The organism is Rossellomorea sp. YZS02, from assembly GCF_033963925.1.
Classification (GTDB): Bacteria; Bacillota; Bacilli; order Bacillales; family Bacillaceae_B; genus Rossellomorea.
This window is the reverse complement of the sequence record NZ_JAXBLY010000022.1, coordinates 1-17,279: the sequence shown is the minus strand read 5'-3', so window position 1 is coordinate 17,279 and position 17,279 is coordinate 1. Positions and strand designations below refer to the sequence as shown.

Genomic DNA, 17,279 nt, shown 5'->3' with positions numbered 1-17,279 from the left:
GGCACATTACAGTCATGATGTTTGTTTCGGTCTCTTTTTTTATGGATAAACAGTAAAGTATAAACGATTTTAATAATCCGTAGGAGGAACTTAAACTATGACATTTTCAAGTACTGCAAGACGAGAAGTAAAACATACATTGTCCCAGAACCATTTCGACTTGATCATAATTGGTGGAGGAATTACCGGGGCTGGGATCGCACTTGATGCATCCAAGCGCGGAATGAAGGTTGCCCTCGTCGAAATGCAGGATTTCGCAGCTGGAACGTCCAGCCGATCAACCAAACTGGTTCACGGTGGATTACGTTATTTAAAACAATTCGAAGTGAAAATGGTGGCAGAAGTAGGGAAAGAGCGTGAAATTGTATACGAAAACGGCCCACATGTCACCACTCCTGAATGGATGCTGTTGCCTCTTCATAAAGGAGGGACTTTCGGTAAATTCAGTACATCAATCGGATTGAAAGTATATGACTACCTTGCCGGTGTAAAGAGAAGCGAAAGACGGTCCATGCTATCTGTCTCGGAAACGTTGACAAAAGAGCCCCTCGTCAAGAAGGATGGATTAAAAGGCGGCGGCTACTACGTTGAGTATCGTACCGATGATGCCCGTTTAACCATCGAGGTCATGAAAGAGGCAGTCGCACATGGGGCAACAGTCTTAAACTATACCAAATCCCAACGTTTCCTCTATGACAATAAGAAAGTAGTAGGAATCGAAGCAGAAGACCTGGTGACTGGGGAACTGATTGAAATCCGCGGATCTAAAATCGTCAATGCAGCAGGGCCATGGGTGGATGATGTCCGTGGAAAGGATTACAGCACTAATAACAAACAACTCCGTCTGACAAAGGGGGTTCATCTAGTCATCGATCAGAGCAAATTCCCTCTTCAACAGGCCGTTTATTTCGACACCCCCGATGGACGCATGGTATTTGCGATCCCACGTGACGGGAAGGCATATGTAGGGACTACTGACACATTCTTTGACTCGGAGAAAGCCTCTCCTCATATGACATCGGAAGACAGGGATTATATTTTGAACGCCATCCACTTTATGTTCCCTGACGTATCAGTCGGGAAAGAGGATGTAGAATCCAGCTGGGCAGGTGTGCGCCCACTGATATTTGAAAAAGGTAAAGACCCTTCAGAGATCTCACGGAAAGATGAGGTTTGGGAAGCGGAAAGCGGCCTCATTACCATTGCAGGAGGTAAATTGACAGGTTACCGGAAAATGGGGGAACATGTCGTTGACCTTGTTTCTGCAAGATTAAAAGAAGAAAATAAACAGAAGTTCCCGGCTTCTTCAACGAAGCATATGCCGATTTCAGGTGGTCATTTCGGAGGATCGAAAAACTTCCAATCCTTCATCGATCAAAAAGCAGGAGAAGCCATTCAATATGGATTAACTGAGGAAGAAGGGAAAAAGCTTGCCGGCATGTACGGTTCAAACGTAGACCAGTTATTCAAACTGGCTCATGCTTATAGTGGCACCACTGATGAAATGTCCGTGCCCCCATATTTATACGCGCAGCTTATCTATGCCATTCAGGAAGAAATGGCAGCCACCCCTGTTGACTTCTTCATTCGACGAACAGGTGCTTTATTCTTTGATCGTGAATGGGTAGAAAAATGGAAAGAACCTGTCATCGAAATCATGTCGAAGTTGTTGAATTGGAATGAAGAACAGAAAGCACGATATAGCAAAGACTTAAATAATGAATTAAAAAATGCAGTGGTACCGGTTGATTTACAGGCATAAGAAGAAACGGCAGAATTTCTGCCGTTTTTTCTATGCAAACAGTCTGAATCCCTCCCTAAATGATAAAATAGGGATATCATTTTATGGCTGGAATGGGAGGGAAGAATAATGGAAGAAGAAAAAAAGATACGCAAAGGAAGAGTGTTCATCTCTATACTTTTATCTTCGATTCTTGCAACAACGTTTACGCTCTTTATTGAAAAAAGCGATATGATCACCACAAAGAGCAGGATAAGCGAACATTTCAAACAGTCAGAATACACCTCATCCTACGATGACCTACATGTGGTATTGAAGAAAGAAGCCGGCGGGCAATACCTTCTCCTGTATACCTATACTATTAAAAATAAAGGAAAGAAGATCGGATTGGTTCATTATCGAAAAATGAAGCTTCTTCCCTTTTATGAACTTGAACAATTTGATGATAGCCCTCAACCAACGGTCGGAAGCAGTTTCCTGAATAATGGTCAATTTATTGTTTATGGTAATAGAAAAGAGCTCGGTGCAGACTACTTTACCTATCGTCAGAATATTGAATTCAAACGAGTAAACTTGCCCCAACAGGACTTTTTTATCCAAATAGAAACATTTGAAGATCGTTTTTTTGTTCCGAGACTGAACTTCTATTCGAAGGAAGGGAAGATCGTGGCATCAACGCGGGCTAAATAAAATTATGCTTACAATTATAGAAACATACGAAAGGAAGCTGAAATCGCCTAAAGCCTGCCATCCATTTCTTTAGACGCCTACTCATCACATCTGATTACAGTTGTATGTGAGCCGATAAAGCTGTAAATTTATAATAGAAATTGACACGACTCCTCGTCTAAAGGCTGGCTTCAATGGGATGAAGCCAGCCTTTTTTTGTTTTCTTAAGAATATCGTTAAAGTGAGTGCTATGAAATTGATATACTGATAGAAAAAAGGGGGAGTACACATGGGGAAAAAAATTGCCGTAATTACTGGATCCAACAGCGGCTTCGGATTACTGACAACCTTGGAACTTGCGCAGATTGGGTTTACAGTGATCGCGACTATGAGGGATCCAGATAAAAAAGAGGAATTAATGACTCAAGCTAAGGGGTTAGGCGTGGAACCATTCATCCATATTCACGCATTGGACGTAACTTCTGAAGCGTCTTTAGGGGAGTTTTCATCGTTCCTTTCAGAAGTAGGGAGAGTAGACCTCCTGGTGAATAATGCGGGCTATGCAGTCGGGGGATTTGCCGAAGAGATAAGCATCGATGAATACAGGGAGCAATTCGAGACGAATGTATTCGGTGTTATGAGTATGACTCAACTTGTACTTCCCTATATGAGAAACCAAGGTAAAGGTAAGATCATTAATATGAGCAGCATCAGCGGAATGATCGGATTCCCTGGACTAAGTCCATATGTTTCCTCGAAATATGCCCTTGAAGGGTACAGTGAAAGCCTCAGATTGGAGCTTAAACCCTTCGGAATTGACGTACATCTCATTGAGCCTGGATCTTATCGGACGAATATATGGACATCAGGAAAAAAAATCACTTCGCGTTCATTGGAGAAGCATTCCCCTTACTATTTTTATATGAAAGAAATCAATAAAGAAATGGAACGCGGGTTAGATTCACTAGGGAACCCAAATGAGGTTTCTTCCATTGTGGGAAAACTTGCCCAGGATAAAATCAGCACATTCAGAAACCCCGCAGGAAAAGGAATTAGATTCACCCTCCTAATGAAAACCATCCTCCCTTGGGGAATCATTGAGAAGATCGTCCTTAAAAAACTACGCATGCGAAACTGAAACAATAAGGGTCTACTTGTCTGAATATAAAGAATTTTATCCTTAGGAAGGAGAAAATTGTCAAAAAGGCGAATATGCTAAGGGTACGATTATCTTGACATGTGAAACGAGGTGAATGGATGTACGATTGGATGGGGGCATCGGCTCTTTGCATGAAAGAAGGGCGTTTATTAATGGTATTACAGGGAAAAGAAGAGGAAGAGAAGCGGTGGTCTGTTCCTTCAGGTGGACTTGAAACAGGGGAATCCTTAAGGGAATGCTGTAAGCGGGAAGTGTGTGAGGAAACCGGCTACGTGGTTGAAGTTGGACAACACCTCTATACAAAGTGGGGCAACGAAGGAAGCATTAAGACAAAGATTCACTATTATGAAGCGCATCTTATCGGAGGGTATCCAACTATTCAAGACCCCGATCAATTAATACATAAAATCGATTGGATTTCACTTTCCGAGTTAAAGAATCTACCCCTGTGCTTTCCTGAAGATGAATCGATCCTTGAAGCTTATATGTGTAAAAAGCATAATGCGACAGGGAATAAAGATGTATTAGCTAAATAGACTATAGAAAACTATACATTAAGGAGAGACTAGAATGGTAAAACGTACTGGAGAAGTCGTCATGGGAGTAATAGGGATTGTTTTATCCGCTTTATTTTCCATCATTGGAATTGTATTGAACATGGGGATGCAGAGTCCTGACGTGATGTCCCAAATCGAAGAGGGAATGCAAAGTGATCCGAATCTTCAGGAATCCGGGATGACAGCAGGAGATATGAATTCTATCATGGAGGCAGCAGAATCAATGGGATCTTACTTGGTCATATTGGGCATTATTGCATCCATCATCGGGATTATTGCCGTCCTAACCATTGTTAAGAATAGAAAGCCTGTTCTATCAGGTATCATGTTTATCATTGCAGCACTAATCATCGGTCTTGGAACAGTCGGATTCGGATTCATTCCCGGCCTGCTGTTCTTAGTCGCGGGCATCATGGCTTTCGTTCGTAAACCTAAGAAGACAGATCCGGTTTATTAATCAATAGAGCCCGGGATTATTTCAAATCCTGCCCTCATCTTGCTTTCCAACCGGATTTATATTATCTTAAAAGAAGAGATAATGAAACAAAAAAACAAGAGACACTGGCGGCAACCAGCGTCTCCTGCTACACAGCAAACTGCAAGGAAAGCAGTGGCCCAATAAAGAAAGGAATATAACTCTACCCTTCAAAGTTTAGGCGCTTCATGAGGGTGGGGTTATTTCTTTTTGTCATTCGAAATAACTATGGCAATGATGGAGACAATTAAAGAGCCAAAGGTAATCATCAGCGTTAACGCCTCGTACGTTGTCACTATAAGCACCACCTCCTTTACAAGGAAGTGGCCACTCCCACCCTACATTCACTGTATACTGAAAATTATAACACAATCACTCTCCCTCATTTATAGGCAGGAGGTAGGAAAAGCTTCTCCCAATCAAAATAAACAGAAACACTTCACTTGAGTTCACTCCGAGAAACTAGACATTTCAAACTTTCCCCGAAATATGTTAGCATAGATATGCTCATATGAAACGATTACATAACATCACGATCACTCAAGGAGGAGTAAAGCATGAAACAACGTATAGAACAACTGGAAAATTGGTTAAAAGAAGAAAAAATTGACGCAGCATTTATCAATTCAACTGAAAACGTATTTTACTTAACGAATTTCCACACTGATCCACATGAGCGATTAATGGGACTATTCGTATTTCCGGAAGCCGAACCATTTGTTGTCTTACCAGGAATGGAAGTACGTCAAATTAAAGACGCAGGGTGGAGCCATGAAGTGATTGGCTACTCTGACCATGAAAACCCTTGGGAATTCATTAAAGAAGCCATTCAATCAAGAAGCATACCGGGAAGCAGGGTTGCTTTCGAGAACGAAGTTGTAACTTACGGTCGCAGTCAAGCATTCCTAAACATCTTTGATGCACCCCAAATCGTGAATGTCGAAGACAAATTAAACCAGATGCGTTTAGTAAAAGATGAAAAAGAGATCGAAATCATGCGCCGTGCTGCAAAAATGGCTGACTTCGGGGTAGAGGTAGGTGTAAGTGCCCTTCAGGAAGGTGTAACGGAAATGGAGGTCCTTGCTAAGATCGAGTATGAACTTAAGAAGAAAGGCATTCGTGAAATGTCGTTCTCTACAATGGTTCTTTTCGGTGAAAAGGCTGGGGACCCACACGGAAACCCGGGGGAACGAAAGTTAAGAGCAGGAGATCTTGTCCTCTTTGATCTTGGGGTTGTTCTGGAAGGATACACGTCAGACATCACCCGGACAGTTGCTTATAAATCCGTATCGGATAAACAAAAGGAAATCTACGACACCGTCCTGAAAGCAGAGCTTGCATCTCTAGAAGCGAGTAAGCCCGGTAATCGAATTGGAGACCTGGATCAAATCGCCCGTGATATCATCACCGATGCAGGCTACGGAGATTACTTCCCCCATCGCATCGGGCATGGATTAGGAATCAATGTCCATGAGTTTCCTTCTATGAGTCATTTGAATGACGGCATATTGAAAGAAGGGATGACCTATACGATCGAACCTGGTATATACGTACCTGAAATCGGCGGTGTGCGAATAGAAGATGACGTTCTCATCACCAACGACGGCTATGTCACCTTAACCAATTATCCAAAAGAACTGCAAATTATCGAATAAGCAGCATTAAAAGAAGGCTAACGTATACGCGGAAGCCTTCTTTTTTATTTTTCTAGACCATCAGACAATAGCACTGAAACTTTTCCATAACTGATACGTATATTCAAGGGAAGGAAACGTACAGGGAGGAAACTTATATATGAAAAAATTACTGATACTTATTGCTTTCAGCTTCATGTCGTTGACAGGTTGCGGCATTCTTGAAGAAGCAAACAACAGTTTAACCTATGTTGATGAGATGACCGATTATCTGAATGAGGCTGATCAATTCGCTAATGACCTACCAGCTCTGATAGAAAAGGCAGCTACTGATTCATCGAACATACCGGAGCTTAAAACAAGGCTCCTGGATATGAAAGATGAAATCAACGAAGTGAACGAGCTAAACCCTCCCAAACTGGCAAAAGACATCCACCAAAAAGTGGAGGTGTATAATCAACAAGGGATGGAGGGGATCAATCGGGCATTGGCCGAAATTAATAAAGGCGAAATTCAACTTTCCGAGCTTCAGAACCTTGAAATTGTGAATACATTCGAACAATTGCAAGATATAAAAGGAAACTTAGAAAATCTAGGTCAATAATAGCAGGTGTTGCGGAAATAAAGTCCGTAACACCTGCTTTCTAATTCAAGTGAGATTACTGGAATGGTATAGAACAAGAGTTCTTAACCATGGTATAATGAACTTATCATAAATAAGGAACAGGAGAATGATATGAAAGTCGTAATAGCTGAAAAACCCGACCAAGGAGCAACCCTTGCCAAGCCATTTCCCCATAGGAAACGACAAGGATACATCGAAATCCATCCAAACGGTGTGTTCCCTAAAGGTGCTTATATTACGTGGGCAGTAGGACATCTTTTTCAGCTTCAAGCACCAGAGAAATATGAAAGCAAATGGAAGAAATGGACACTTGAAGACCTTCCGATCATCCCCATCAGATTTCATTATGATCTGCAGAGGTCCAAAGCGAAACAATTCACTGTCATTAAAGACCTTCTGAGAAAAAGGGAAGTCACAGAGATCATTCATGCAGGTGATGCTGGACGTGAAGGGGAATTAATCATCCGAAATATCATCTCAATGTCCAAGGTGCAAAAACCTATGAAGAGATTGTGGATTTCTTCCCTTACCGAGAAAGCCATCATTCAAGGTTTCGAGAGCTTGAGGGAAGAAAGAGAGATGAGAAGCCTTTATTTTGAAGCTTATTCACGTGCCTGTGCCGATTGGCTGGTAGGGATGAATGCTTCCAGAGTGTATAGCATCCTCTTAAAGCAGCAGGGGATGTCAGATGTATTTTCTGCAGGCAGGGTTCAGACCCCGACACTTGCTTTGATCGTGAGAAGGGATGAAGAAATTGATCGATTTAAGAGTGAACCTTTCTGGGAAGTGAAAGCAACCTTTCAAGTGGGCGAGTACTCCTATGAGGGGACTTGGCATAAGGACGGAGAGAGCCGCATCCAATCTCCCGAGCTCGCCGAAAAGATCGCTGCTTTTTGTCGTGATAAACCTGCGACTGTAAGCAAAATGAACATAGAGAGAAAAGAATTTTCCCCGCCTTTACTGTTCAATCTGTCAGCACTTCAGGCAACAATCAATAAAATGTACAAATTCTCTCCTAAGAAAACACTGGATGTGCTACAGAAGCTCTATCAAAAAGGGATAGTCTCTTACCCTAGATCAGACTCACAATATGTCACGAAAGGCGAAGCTGAAGGTTTTCCTGAAATATTGACGAAACTGAAACAGTTCAGTCCTTATGATCAATGGATTCCAACACCACACGCGAGCCTCATGAACAATAAGAGATTCGTCAATGATGCAAAAGTATCGGATCACTACGCAATCATCCCGACTGAACAGGTAACAAACCCTGCGTCCTTATCAGAAGACGAACGGAAGATCTATGATGTGGTCGTCAAACGCTTTATCGCCGCCCATCATGATAAAGCCGTATTGAACTACACCACCATTACCACGACAGTCGATAATCGGGCTGAATTTGTTTCAAAGGGTAAGCAAATCCTGCAGGAAGGGTGGCGCAAAGTTCTCATTCAAAATGAAAAAGAAGATGAACCACTCCTGCCTCCCGTTCGTGAACTAGAGATGGGGACAGTCAAAAAGGTTGATACGAAGGAAGGGAAAACACAGCCCCCCAAACGGTATACAGAAGGACAGCTGATCACCCTGATGAAAACGGCAGGTAAACATATAGATAATGATGAGCTAGAAAAAGTGTTGAAGCAAACAGAAGGTCTCGGTACGGAAGCTACACGTGCTGGAATCATTACAATGCTGAAGGATCGCAAGTACATTGAAATCCAAAAAAATATAGTGTATCCCACTGACAAAGCAAAAGTATTGGTACGTGCCATAGGTAATAATGTTTTGGCATCTGCAGAAATGACGGCCAAGTGGGAACAGCGATTGCAAGAAATCGGCAGGGGACAAGCATCCGCACCCGAGTTCATGGCCCAAGTGAAAAAATTAAATGAGCGACTTGTTCAAAATGCTCTCGAGGAATCCACCACTTGGACATTCGAAGATCTGGACACGGATTCCATTCAAAGAACGAGAGGAAAGAATGGAAAACGCATTTCCAAAACCAGTATCGGCACCTGTTTAAAATGTGGAGGTAACGTGATAGATAAAGGGAAATTCTATGGTTGTTCCAATTATCAAAAGACCAAGTGCAGCTTTACCATTTCAAAAACGATATTATCGAAGAGGATTACACAAAAAATCGTCAAGAAAATCCTAACCGAGGGAAAATCCGACCGCATCGATGGATTCAAGAAAGGGGATAAGGAATTTTCCGCTTATCTTAGCTGGGACGCACAACAGAGGAACATTCAATTTCAATTTGATGTACGCTAAATGCATCAGTCAAAACGACTTCATTTACATGGAGTCGTTTTTTTACGTTTCATTCTGACCGAAAAGAAATGTTATACGGAAAAGTTTATTTTATTGTGAAATGGATAAAACAATAGAGTGATAAGAAATATGAAACTTACAAATGGAGGGTGTACATTGAAAAAAATCCTGATGGTATTAACAAACGAAAGTAAAATTGACGACGAACACGAAACAGGACTTTGGTTATCTGAGTTCGCCGAACCATATGAAGAATTTATCAATCAAGGTTTCGGGGTCGATGTGGCTAGTCTAAAAGGTGGCCGTATCCCATTGGATCCAAACAGCCTTGATGATGAACAAGTGGAAAAATGGAAAGGGGTCACGAAGGAACTGGATCAAACGTTGGTCCTTTCGCAATTAAATGTGAATGAGTATTCCGGTATCTTCCTGCCTGGCGGACATGGAACCATGTTTGACCTGCCTGAAAGTCCCGAGCTTCAGAAAGCACTTACTCATTTTGCTGAGAATGATAAAGCGATTGGTTCTGTATGCCATGGACCGGCAGGGTTTGTCGGTACGAAACTATCTAATGGCAAATGGCTGGTTGAGGGAAAAAGCTTAACCGCATTCACGAACGAAGAGGAGCAGCAAACAGGTCTAGACTCTCTGATGCCATTCTTATTAGAAACAAAATTAAGGGAGCAGGGTGCTCAATTTGAAAAATCAGAAGCATGGAGTAATCATGTGATCACCGACGGTAAATTCGTGACCGGTCAAAATCCACAATCCAGTCAGTCAGCTGCGGAAGCATTTGTTAAAGTGTTATAAAAACGATTTATCGCATGAGGAAAGAGCATGGGGCCGACCCATGCTCTTTTTGTTTCTCCTATACAATATCCTCCAATGGACCTTCATTTGTGATAAAATCGGGAGAAGAAGGCGTTGGAGAGGAGAGACATATGCAAGCCATTCGGGCCATCATACAAGTGTCCATTCTTTGCCTTTTTTTCGAAACAGGCAGATGGTTGACGAATCTTTTTCACATACCTATACCCTGGAGCATCATCGGGATGCTGTTATTATTTCTCTTATTATCAACCGGATTAATGAATGAACGGTTATTATTGGACGGTTCGAGTTTCTTCTTGCGACATTTCTCTTTCTTTTTCCTCCCTTTATCTGTTAGCGCCATCGTCCTTGGGCCCTACTTCATTGAATTTGGATGGAAACTGGTCGTTATTCTAGTAGCCAGTGGGCTGATAGGCTTTTTGGCCACTTCTGTATCAACAGAACGTTTTATTAGATGGAAGGAGAAAAAGAACTATGACAGGTCTCATTAATCCCATAATTACGATCGGCCTTACACTCCTATATTTTTCCTTGGGGGTCAAGGTTCACAAACGTTGGCCAAGCCCAATAACGATCCCCATCTTCTTAAGTACAATCGGTATCGTTGTCACATTACTTGTGTTGGATATCCCATACAAACAATATGCACATGACACTTCCTTCATCACTTATTTACTTGGTCCTGCGACTGTGGCCCTGGCGTATCCCCTATATCAACATCGACAATTACTCAGGAGAAACGTTCAGCCTATCCTCATTGGCATTCTGTCCGGAAGTGGATTATCCATGAGTGTATCCTTTTGCCTCAGCTTGTGGTTTGACATCCCGACAGACTGGAATCGCTCCTTATTAATTAAAACGATAACAACCCCAGTGGCTGTAGACATCGGCCATACCATCGGGGCTAAGATCGAAATCATTCCTACGGTTGTCATCGTTACGGGGATGTTAGGAGCAATGATCATACCGACGATCCTGAAATGGATGGACATCAAGCATCCTATTGCAAAAGGGTTGCCATTCGGGGTCATTTCCCACGGGGTCGGTACAGCACAGGCTATTAAAGAAGGAGAGAGAGAGGGGGCAGTAAGTGGTGCTGCTATGGCATTAACGGCAACCATCATGTCCTTTGTCATTCCTTTGCTTTTTCTTCTGGTTTGAAACATGGTCGAAGGGAGAAGCTAATGAAGGAACGCACCCTTAATAATCAAAGGAGAGTGCAGCTGTGAAACAATTACTGATGAAAATCCGGAAAGGGATCTGGGTCGTCCCCGCTCTTTACAGTTCCGCTTCATTAGCATTAGCCATCATCACTGTCTCTTTGGATACCTATTGGATACATAAAGTCGAACCTTTTTTACCTGTCATGATGTTGACAAGCATCGACCTTGCTCAAACGGTTTTAAGCGCCATTGCATCTTCCTTACTTACGATGACTACTTTTACGTTTTCCACGGTGATGGTTGTGTTGACGACCTACTCATCTCAATTCTCACCAAGGACTCTCCAAAATTTTGTTCGAGACAAAACGACGATGCGGGGGCTGGGAATTTTCCTGGGGGGCTTTATTTATTCCATCATTTCACTTCTATTTATGAGACAAAGCCTTGAAGAACACCTTGTCTCTTCTGCATTTGTAGGTGTACTTTATGCGATTGTGTGTCTCGCGTTTTTCGCCTACTTCATTCACCATATTGCAACTTCCATTCAAATCAGCCGGTTGATCGAGCGTTTGGAGGAAGAAGCGTTGAAAGTGATTGACTATTATCACGGCATCCAGAAAGATCAAAAAGTGCACCCGTATAAAACCATACCGGTTCAATACGAAAAGGTAAAGGAATACCCTTCTCATCAATCAGGGTTCATTCAGTATATAGATTTTTCAGGATTGGTGAATACCGCTTCAGAACATAATGTTCTTATAAATTTCGTCAAAGGTATAGGCGATTTTGTCAAAGAAGAAGAAACCCTTTTCTACATTCATAGTCACCATGATTATAAGGAAGATTTAAGCCCATTCATATTCATCGGCAGAGAACGGATGGGTGAGTATGACCTTGCTTATTCCCTCCAAAAAATCGTTGAAGTTGCCTTAAGAGCCATATCCCCAGGTATAAATGATCCCAATACAGCGAGGGATTCCATCAAATATTTAGGACTGATCCTGAGTGAAACTCACCTAATCCGGGACGGCGTCATAACGATGCACGACGAAGACAGACACCCCCGTCTAAAGGTGACGTTATTCTCATTCAACCATATTCTCTATAACACCTATTATCAGATTGTACATTATGGAAAAGGCGATATCTCTGTCATCCTGGCGATCATGGACTCACTTATTATGATAGACCGAGAAGTAAATACGAAACGTAAACACATTGTTTACGATTTTCATAAATATGTTATCCATGGGATGGAAATGGATCAAATGCAGGAATGGGATCTATATTATTTAAATGAAAAAATTGAAACACTGAAACCTGATCAACCAATAGCCCCAAAAGAATGAATGGTGTGCAATTTTGTATTCACTCATTACAACAGGGGCTTTCCCTTTAAAAATGGAGGATCTTTCTGTATAGTAAGGGAAGGAAATTCAATTAGAGAAGGAAGATATTATGATTGTCAAAACTGATGAAGATCTACAGGCATTAAAAGAAATCGGGCGTATCGTCGCCAGTATACGGGATGAATTACGCGCTCAGACAAAACCTGGAGTAACGACGAAGGAATTGGACGACGTTGCAGGAAGAATGTTTGAGGAAAATGGTGCAATATCCGGACCAAAAGGAGAATATGACTTCCCTGGATTTACATGCATCAGTGTAAATGAAGAGGTTGCCCACGGCATTCCCGGTGAAAGGGTCATACATTCCGGGGATCTTGTCAATATTGATGTATCAGGCTCGAAAAATGGTTATTATGCAGATACAGGCATTTCATTCGTCGCAGGGGAAGGCGATCCAAAATTGACGGATTTATGTGATGCTGCATTGAAATCATTTCAGGCGGGACTCAAAAAGGCGAGAGCCGGATCTAAACAAAATGGTATCGGAAAAGCCGTAAACAATGAAGCCAGGAAAAATGGATATACGGTTATCATGAATTTGACCGGTCACGGCATCGGCCGTTCTCTGCATGAGAAACCGGACCATATCCTGAATTATTTCGACCCATGGGATAACGCCCTATTAAAGGAAGGAATGGTCATTGCATTTGAACCGTTCATCTCTACCAAAGCTCAAAACGTAGTCGAAAAAGGCGACGGCTGGACCTACATCACACCAGACAACAGCCACGTCGCCCAAATCGAACACACGATCATCATCACCCAAAACGAACCTATCATCATAACTGAATAAACTGTGAGGGACGGACCTCGATTCCTAGGAGCTACTCCTAGGAGTCAAGGTCCGTCCCTTTTTGTACACGTTTTGTATAACTACTGGCACAAAAGTGATTCAGGAGAGAGGTACTAATAATCTTTTCATTACTTGCATTAAATTTCTTAATTCTAAAAATCTCTAATAGTATCAAGCAATAGAGAGTTTTTTACATTTTTCAGACAAAAAGATTGTCATAGGAAATTAGTTGGGGTAAAGTAAAGATATTGATGTTGTACAAAAATTATACATACTGACCAAAAAATAACAATATTATTGGAGGAACCCCCCTAATGGCTGTACTATTCTCTAGAAAACCAAAGACAGAACCGATTGTGGTTCGCGAATCAAATACCATTGTCCTCAAAGACAAGAAACTGAATGAAAGACTTCATTATATGCAGTTTCAAGAACACCACTTACAGGAATTGAATGAAATACTACCGATTTATGACCAATTATCGGATACTATCCTCGATACTGTCCTTGATCACCTGTACAAGCATCCCAGCTTAGTCGAAATCGCGGTGAATCATTCAAGCAGGGAACGATTAAAAGCCGTCTTTCATGACTACTTCCAATCATTATTCTCAGGGAAGCTGGACGATGAGTATTTTGCCATGAGAGAGAGGATGGGGAAAACCCATAATCGAAATGGAGTGACAATCGATTGGTTTATTTCCACTTATACCACAATTCAGCACCTGTTAATTCCAAAGATTGTGGAATTATATCAAAACGACCCTTCCAAACTCGCCTCTGTACTGGTTGCGATTGATCACGGTATCCATTTAGACGCGAGTATCGTCTCAGAATATTACATCCAGAGCCGAATGGACGAACTTGAAAAACTTCATCAGGAAAACCAGGCCCTTCAATTGGAGATGCTCAATATGAATACAGAACTAGGTTCATCTCTGAGTCAAACGGAACAAAGCCTGAATGAGACAGCGATAAAAGCGGAAAGAATCCGTGCAGAATCGGAAAATACTGAAAAAAGCAGTAAAAACCTTCTTCAGCTTTCTAAAATGAACAAAGATCAAACAGACCATATGATTGACAGCTTCGGGGTCATCACAGAACAAATTGAAACCCTCCTCAGAGAAATCCAAGGTGTCAAGAATATTGCCGAACAGATCACACCGCTTTCTAACTCAATCCAGCAGATTGCGGAGCAAACGAATCTCCTGGCATTGAATGCGTCTATCGAGGCAGCCCGTGCAGGTAATGAGGGAAGGGGATTTGCAGTCGTTGCGTCAGAGGTAAGAAAGCTTGCGGAGGATTCAAAAGAATTGAGCACATCCATCCATCAGCTCGTAAACGAAAGTAATAAGCAAATCGGAGTTGTCTCAACCCGTGTAAGTAATATGACTGACCTTACAGAGAACTCACGCAGGGAAATCGGGAATGTCCAAAGCGGGATCATGACGGTTCAAATGGAAATGGAGAACTATATGGAGATGTTCAAACGAAACCAGACGGAGTTAAATCATATAGTAGAAGCCATTAGGAAAATCAATCTTACAACGGACGACTTGGTTCAATTCGCGTCCACCATCATTCAGAAAATGAACAAATAGAAAACAAAAGGGACACCGTAAATCAATCGGTGTCCCTTCCATATTATTATACAATTTTCGTTTTTCCGCACTCTTGGCACTTTCGATAAAACTTACCATCAAGCACCCGAGATTTGAATATATTGTTTCCACATTCGCAACGGCCACTATGCTCGTCGGGATCATCTTTATAAAGTACCACCACTTCTTCTGGTTTATCCAATTCACTCTTCCTCCAATACAAATCAAACTTCTTTCTATAGTATAGATGGAACAAATCGGCTTGTTAAGAATAAATCGACACGATCAGCGAATTTTTTGTCCTTACAGCGTTTATTTCATTGTTGAAAATCATAGGGATACAAAACACTCAAATATTCCATATAAACCCTTTACAACAATCATTTTCCTTTATTTTTTCCAAGGTATTCCTCTATATGATAGTTTATACAGGAAAACGTTTTCTATTACAATAGTGAAATATTCTTGACGCACGATGTTAAAGTTCCTGTTATTGAAATGAGATTTTACTATGTTAGTATTTTCCCTGTTAGCAAAAATAAATAAACCGCTAGCTACATAAGGAGGAATTTTTCAATGAAACTAAAAAAATCGATTATTTCTGTGGCTGCATTTACAACACTTGCAGTGTCTGGTGGAGCTAGCGCTTCAGCACAAAACATAGAAGTAAAAAAAGGCGACACACTTTGGGGACTGGCCCAAGAGTATGGAACATCAGTTGATCAGCTAATGACATGGAACAATTTAGGTTCATCCGTAATCTATCCTGATCAGGAACTCCAGGTTTCTTCAAAAGAATACTATACGGTTAAAAAAGGTGATACACTCTGGGGAATCTCTTCTCTATATGGAATCTCTGTGGATAGCCTCATTGGCTGGAACGCACTTGAAAGTGACCTTATTGTCCCTGGACAGGAATTAGTCATCAACTTAGACGATAAAACATCTTCAGCTGCTGCACATACTTCTGAGACAGCCTCAGCGCCTGCTCCAGAACAAAAAGCAGAAGTAGCTCCAGAAGCTGAAGCGCCTGCAGCAGAAACAGAGAAAGCGGAGCCAGCACAGGCAGCACCTGCAGCTGAAGAACAAGCTGTGAAGGAAATTACTGTAGAAGCTACCGCATATACGGCGAATTGTGATGGATGCTCAGGTACTACAGCAACTGGCGTGAATTTAAAAGAAAATCCTGATGCCAAAGTCATTGCAGTGGATCCGAATGTCATTCCACTGGGATCAAAAGTATATGTAGAAGGATATGGCTACGCGACTGCAGAAGATACAGGTGGAGCAATCAAAGGAAACCGTATTGACGTTTTCCTTCCTTCAAAAGATCAAGCAGTTGATTTTGGTAGAAAAACAGTTAATGTAAAAATTCTTGAAACGAAATAATAGAAAAGCATTAACCACTGAGGATAAAACCTCGGTGGTTTTTTTATTTGCTTTCATTTTTTTCCTCCACCAACCATTAAACTAGGGTTCACTGTCAACAATATTCTCCTTTAGAAGAAATACATGTCATCATATGAATCCTAATTACCAGAATAACGGAAATATTAGACGTCTGTCATCTAATTGTTATTGGTTTATAAACAGTTTGTTATGTACCTGAGGTAAGTCTATGTTACTATTTCAACTGTTGGTTTCTTAACCAATCACAAAAGGAGGAATTTAACAAGATGAAAAAAGTATTATTTTCCATTTTTTCCTTCACTGTTTTTCTTTCAATCGGACTTGCATCTGCATCAGCAGAGAGCGATGAGACTGCTATCAATGATTATCATAATATAGAAGAAGGCGATATTCTTTGGGAAATCGCTAATCGATATCATGTTTCAATCGATGAGGTTGGAACCCGCAAACAATTGTTAGAAGAAGGATATTCTGCAAGTGATGAAGCAGAAGGCGTACAAGCAGTGAAAGCAGCGAAGACAACAAATAATACGGACGATAAAGTTGTCAAAGAACTAAACATCACAGCAACTGCATATACGGCCCATTGTGAAGGTTGTATCGGTATTACCAAGACAGGCGTAGATTTAATCAAGAACCCTGATGCCAGAGTCATTGCGGTCGACCCAAGCGTCATACCGTTGGGATCAAAGGTTTATATTGAAGGATATGGTTATGCACGGGCGGAAGATACAGGTGGGGCCATTAAAGGTAACCGCATCGATATCTATATGGAGAAAGAAAAAGATGCACTTCAATATGGAGTCAGAGATGTGAAAGTGAAAATCATAAAAGAATAAGTAAAAGAGGCTGGGACAAAACTAGTCTCTAATAGAAAAAAAGGTGAATTTGAGCGTGCTCAAATTCACCTTTTTTAATTTTCTTGCGTAAATTCTTCT

General features: G+C 41.4%; 18 protein-coding genes. 16 read left to right on the top strand and 2 right to left on the bottom strand.

Translation table 11 applies throughout. From position 1 onward, the window contains the following. The first annotated feature begins 97 nt into the window (after window positions 1-97). From SLH55_RS19120 to SLH55_RS19100, 5 genes are all read left to right on the top strand, one after another. Complete coding sequence (locus tag SLH55_RS19120; RefSeq protein ID WP_219170075.1) at window positions 98-1,762, top strand: glycerol-3-phosphate dehydrogenase/oxidase; 1,665 nt, start codon at window positions 98-100, stop codon at window positions 1,760-1,762. A gap of 108 nt (window positions 1,763-1,870) precedes the next feature. Beyond that, complete coding sequence (locus tag SLH55_RS19115) at window positions 1,871-2,431, top strand: hypothetical protein (protein WP_219170074.1); 561 nt, start codon at window positions 1,871-1,873, stop codon at window positions 2,429-2,431. 268 nt (window positions 2,432-2,699) lie between these two features. After that, a complete protein-coding gene (locus SLH55_RS19110; RefSeq protein ID WP_219170073.1) occupies window positions 2,700-3,548 on the top strand; it encodes an oxidoreductase in 849 nt (282 codons plus the stop codon). 119 nt (window positions 3,549-3,667) lie between these two features. Further along, a complete protein-coding gene (locus SLH55_RS19105; RefSeq protein ID WP_219170071.1) occupies window positions 3,668-4,105 on the top strand; it encodes an NUDIX domain-containing protein in 438 nt (145 codons plus the stop codon). A gap of 34 nt (window positions 4,106-4,139) precedes the next feature. Further along, window positions 4,140-4,583 carry a DUF4064 domain-containing protein gene (locus tag SLH55_RS19100; protein WP_219170069.1) on the top strand — a complete coding sequence of 148 codons (444 nt, stop codon included), beginning with the start codon at window positions 4,140-4,142 and terminating at the stop codon, window positions 4,581-4,583. A gap of 218 nt (window positions 4,584-4,801) precedes the next feature. Here the strand turns inward: SLH55_RS19100 and SLH55_RS19095 are convergent, their stop codons facing one another. Next, window positions 4,802-4,897: a putative holin-like toxin gene (locus SLH55_RS19095; protein ID WP_224940763.1), complete on the bottom strand. Its 96-nt coding sequence runs from the start codon at window positions 4,895-4,897 to the stop codon at window positions 4,802-4,804. A gap of 261 nt (window positions 4,898-5,158) precedes the next feature. Between SLH55_RS19095 and SLH55_RS19090 the strand changes: the two genes are divergently transcribed. From SLH55_RS19090 to SLH55_RS19050, 9 genes are all read left to right on the top strand, one after another. Beyond that, on the top strand, window positions 5,159-6,256 hold the full coding sequence (locus tag SLH55_RS19090) for a Xaa-Pro peptidase family protein (protein WP_320324250.1): 1,098 nt from the start codon (window positions 5,159-5,161) through the stop codon (window positions 6,254-6,256). Window positions 6,257-6,395: 139 nt separating this feature from the next. Next, the gene (locus SLH55_RS19085) at window positions 6,396-6,839 is read left to right on the top strand and encodes a DUF6376 family protein (protein ID WP_219170067.1); all 444 of its coding nucleotides are present in this window, start codon (window positions 6,396-6,398) and stop codon (window positions 6,837-6,839) included. A gap of 132 nt (window positions 6,840-6,971) precedes the next feature. Further along, window positions 6,972-9,134 carry a DNA topoisomerase III gene (locus SLH55_RS19080; RefSeq protein WP_320324249.1) on the top strand — a complete coding sequence of 721 codons (2,163 nt, stop codon included), beginning with the start codon at window positions 6,972-6,974 and terminating at the stop codon, window positions 9,132-9,134. Window positions 9,135-9,290: 156 nt separating this feature from the next. Next, the gene (locus SLH55_RS19075) at window positions 9,291-9,944 is read left to right on the top strand and encodes a type 1 glutamine amidotransferase domain-containing protein (protein ID WP_319003593.1); all 654 of its coding nucleotides are present in this window, start codon (window positions 9,291-9,293) and stop codon (window positions 9,942-9,944) included. Between the two features lie 131 nt (window positions 9,945-10,075). After that, complete coding sequence (locus SLH55_RS19070) at window positions 10,076-10,456, top strand: CidA/LrgA family protein (RefSeq protein ID WP_320324248.1); 381 nt, start codon at window positions 10,076-10,078, stop codon at window positions 10,454-10,456. Further along, entirely contained in the window at window positions 10,440-11,126 is a 687-nt protein-coding gene (locus tag SLH55_RS19065) for an LrgB family protein (protein WP_219170060.1), read from the top strand. Before SLH55_RS19070 ends, SLH55_RS19065 begins: the two co-directional genes overlap by 17 nt. 64 nt (window positions 11,127-11,190) lie before the next feature. Next, window positions 11,191-12,477, top strand: a complete 1,287-nt coding sequence (locus SLH55_RS19060; RefSeq protein ID WP_320324247.1) for a DUF2254 domain-containing protein — start codon at window positions 11,191-11,193, stop codon at window positions 12,475-12,477. A 109-nt stretch (window positions 12,478-12,586) separates the two neighbouring features. Further along, entirely contained in the window at window positions 12,587-13,330 is a 744-nt protein-coding gene (gene map / locus SLH55_RS19055; RefSeq protein ID WP_219170056.1) for a type I methionyl aminopeptidase, read from the top strand. A gap of 314 nt (window positions 13,331-13,644) precedes the next feature. Beyond that, window positions 13,645-14,931 carry a globin-coupled sensor protein gene (locus SLH55_RS19050; protein WP_320324246.1) on the top strand — a complete coding sequence of 429 codons (1,287 nt, stop codon included), beginning with the start codon at window positions 13,645-13,647 and terminating at the stop codon, window positions 14,929-14,931. A gap of 46 nt (window positions 14,932-14,977) precedes the next feature. Here SLH55_RS19050 and SLH55_RS19045 read toward each other — a convergent pair whose 3' ends face one another. Then, the gene (locus SLH55_RS19045) at window positions 14,978-15,133 is read right to left on the bottom strand and encodes a hypothetical protein (RefSeq protein WP_320324245.1); all 156 of its coding nucleotides are present in this window, start codon (window positions 15,131-15,133) and stop codon (window positions 14,978-14,980) included. Window positions 15,134-15,507: 374 nt separating this feature from the next. Here SLH55_RS19045 and SLH55_RS19040 point away from each other — a divergent pair, with 374 nt between their 5' ends. Beyond that, the gene (locus SLH55_RS19040) at window positions 15,508-16,320 is read left to right on the top strand and encodes a 3D domain-containing protein (RefSeq protein ID WP_219170050.1); all 813 of its coding nucleotides are present in this window, start codon (window positions 15,508-15,510) and stop codon (window positions 16,318-16,320) included. 287 nt (window positions 16,321-16,607) lie between these two features. Next, complete coding sequence (locus SLH55_RS19035; RefSeq protein WP_219170049.1) at window positions 16,608-17,180, top strand: 3D domain-containing protein; 573 nt, start codon at window positions 16,608-16,610, stop codon at window positions 17,178-17,180. The last annotated feature ends 99 nt before the right edge of the window (window positions 17,181-17,279 follow it).

Coding starts and splice junctions, on each gene's coding strand:
- SLH55_RS19085 (WP_219170067.1), top strand. CDS start 6,396: ATGAAAAAATTACTGATACTTATTGCTTTCAGCTTCATGTCGTTGACA.
- SLH55_RS19105 (WP_219170071.1), top strand. CDS start 3,668: ATGTACGATTGGATGGGGGCATCGGCTCTTTGCATGAAAGAAGGGCGT.
- SLH55_RS19120 (WP_219170075.1), top strand. CDS start 98: ATGACATTTTCAAGTACTGCAAGACGAGAAGTAAAACATACATTGTCC.
- SLH55_RS19070 (WP_320324248.1), top strand. CDS start 10,076: ATGCAAGCCATTCGGGCCATCATACAAGTGTCCATTCTTTGCCTTTTT.
- SLH55_RS19040 (WP_219170050.1), top strand. CDS start 15,508: ATGAAACTAAAAAAATCGATTATTTCTGTGGCTGCATTTACAACACTT.
- SLH55_RS19050 (WP_320324246.1), top strand. CDS start 13,645: ATGGCTGTACTATTCTCTAGAAAACCAAAGACAGAACCGATTGTGGTT.
- SLH55_RS19100 (WP_219170069.1), top strand. CDS start 4,140: ATGGTAAAACGTACTGGAGAAGTCGTCATGGGAGTAATAGGGATTGTT.
- SLH55_RS19110 (WP_219170073.1), top strand. CDS start 2,700: ATGGGGAAAAAAATTGCCGTAATTACTGGATCCAACAGCGGCTTCGGA.
- SLH55_RS19080 (WP_320324249.1), top strand. CDS start 6,972: ATGAAAGTCGTAATAGCTGAAAAACCCGACCAAGGAGCAACCCTTGCC.
- SLH55_RS19115 (WP_219170074.1), top strand. CDS start 1,871: ATGGAAGAAGAAAAAAAGATACGCAAAGGAAGAGTGTTCATCTCTATA.
- SLH55_RS19035 (WP_219170049.1), top strand. CDS start 16,608: ATGAAAAAAGTATTATTTTCCATTTTTTCCTTCACTGTTTTTCTTTCA.
- SLH55_RS19090 (WP_320324250.1), top strand. CDS start 5,159: ATGAAACAACGTATAGAACAACTGGAAAATTGGTTAAAAGAAGAAAAA.
- map (WP_219170056.1), top strand. CDS start 12,587: ATGATTGTCAAAACTGATGAAGATCTACAGGCATTAAAAGAAATCGGG.
- SLH55_RS19065 (WP_219170060.1), top strand. CDS start 10,440: ATGACAGGTCTCATTAATCCCATAATTACGATCGGCCTTACACTCCTA.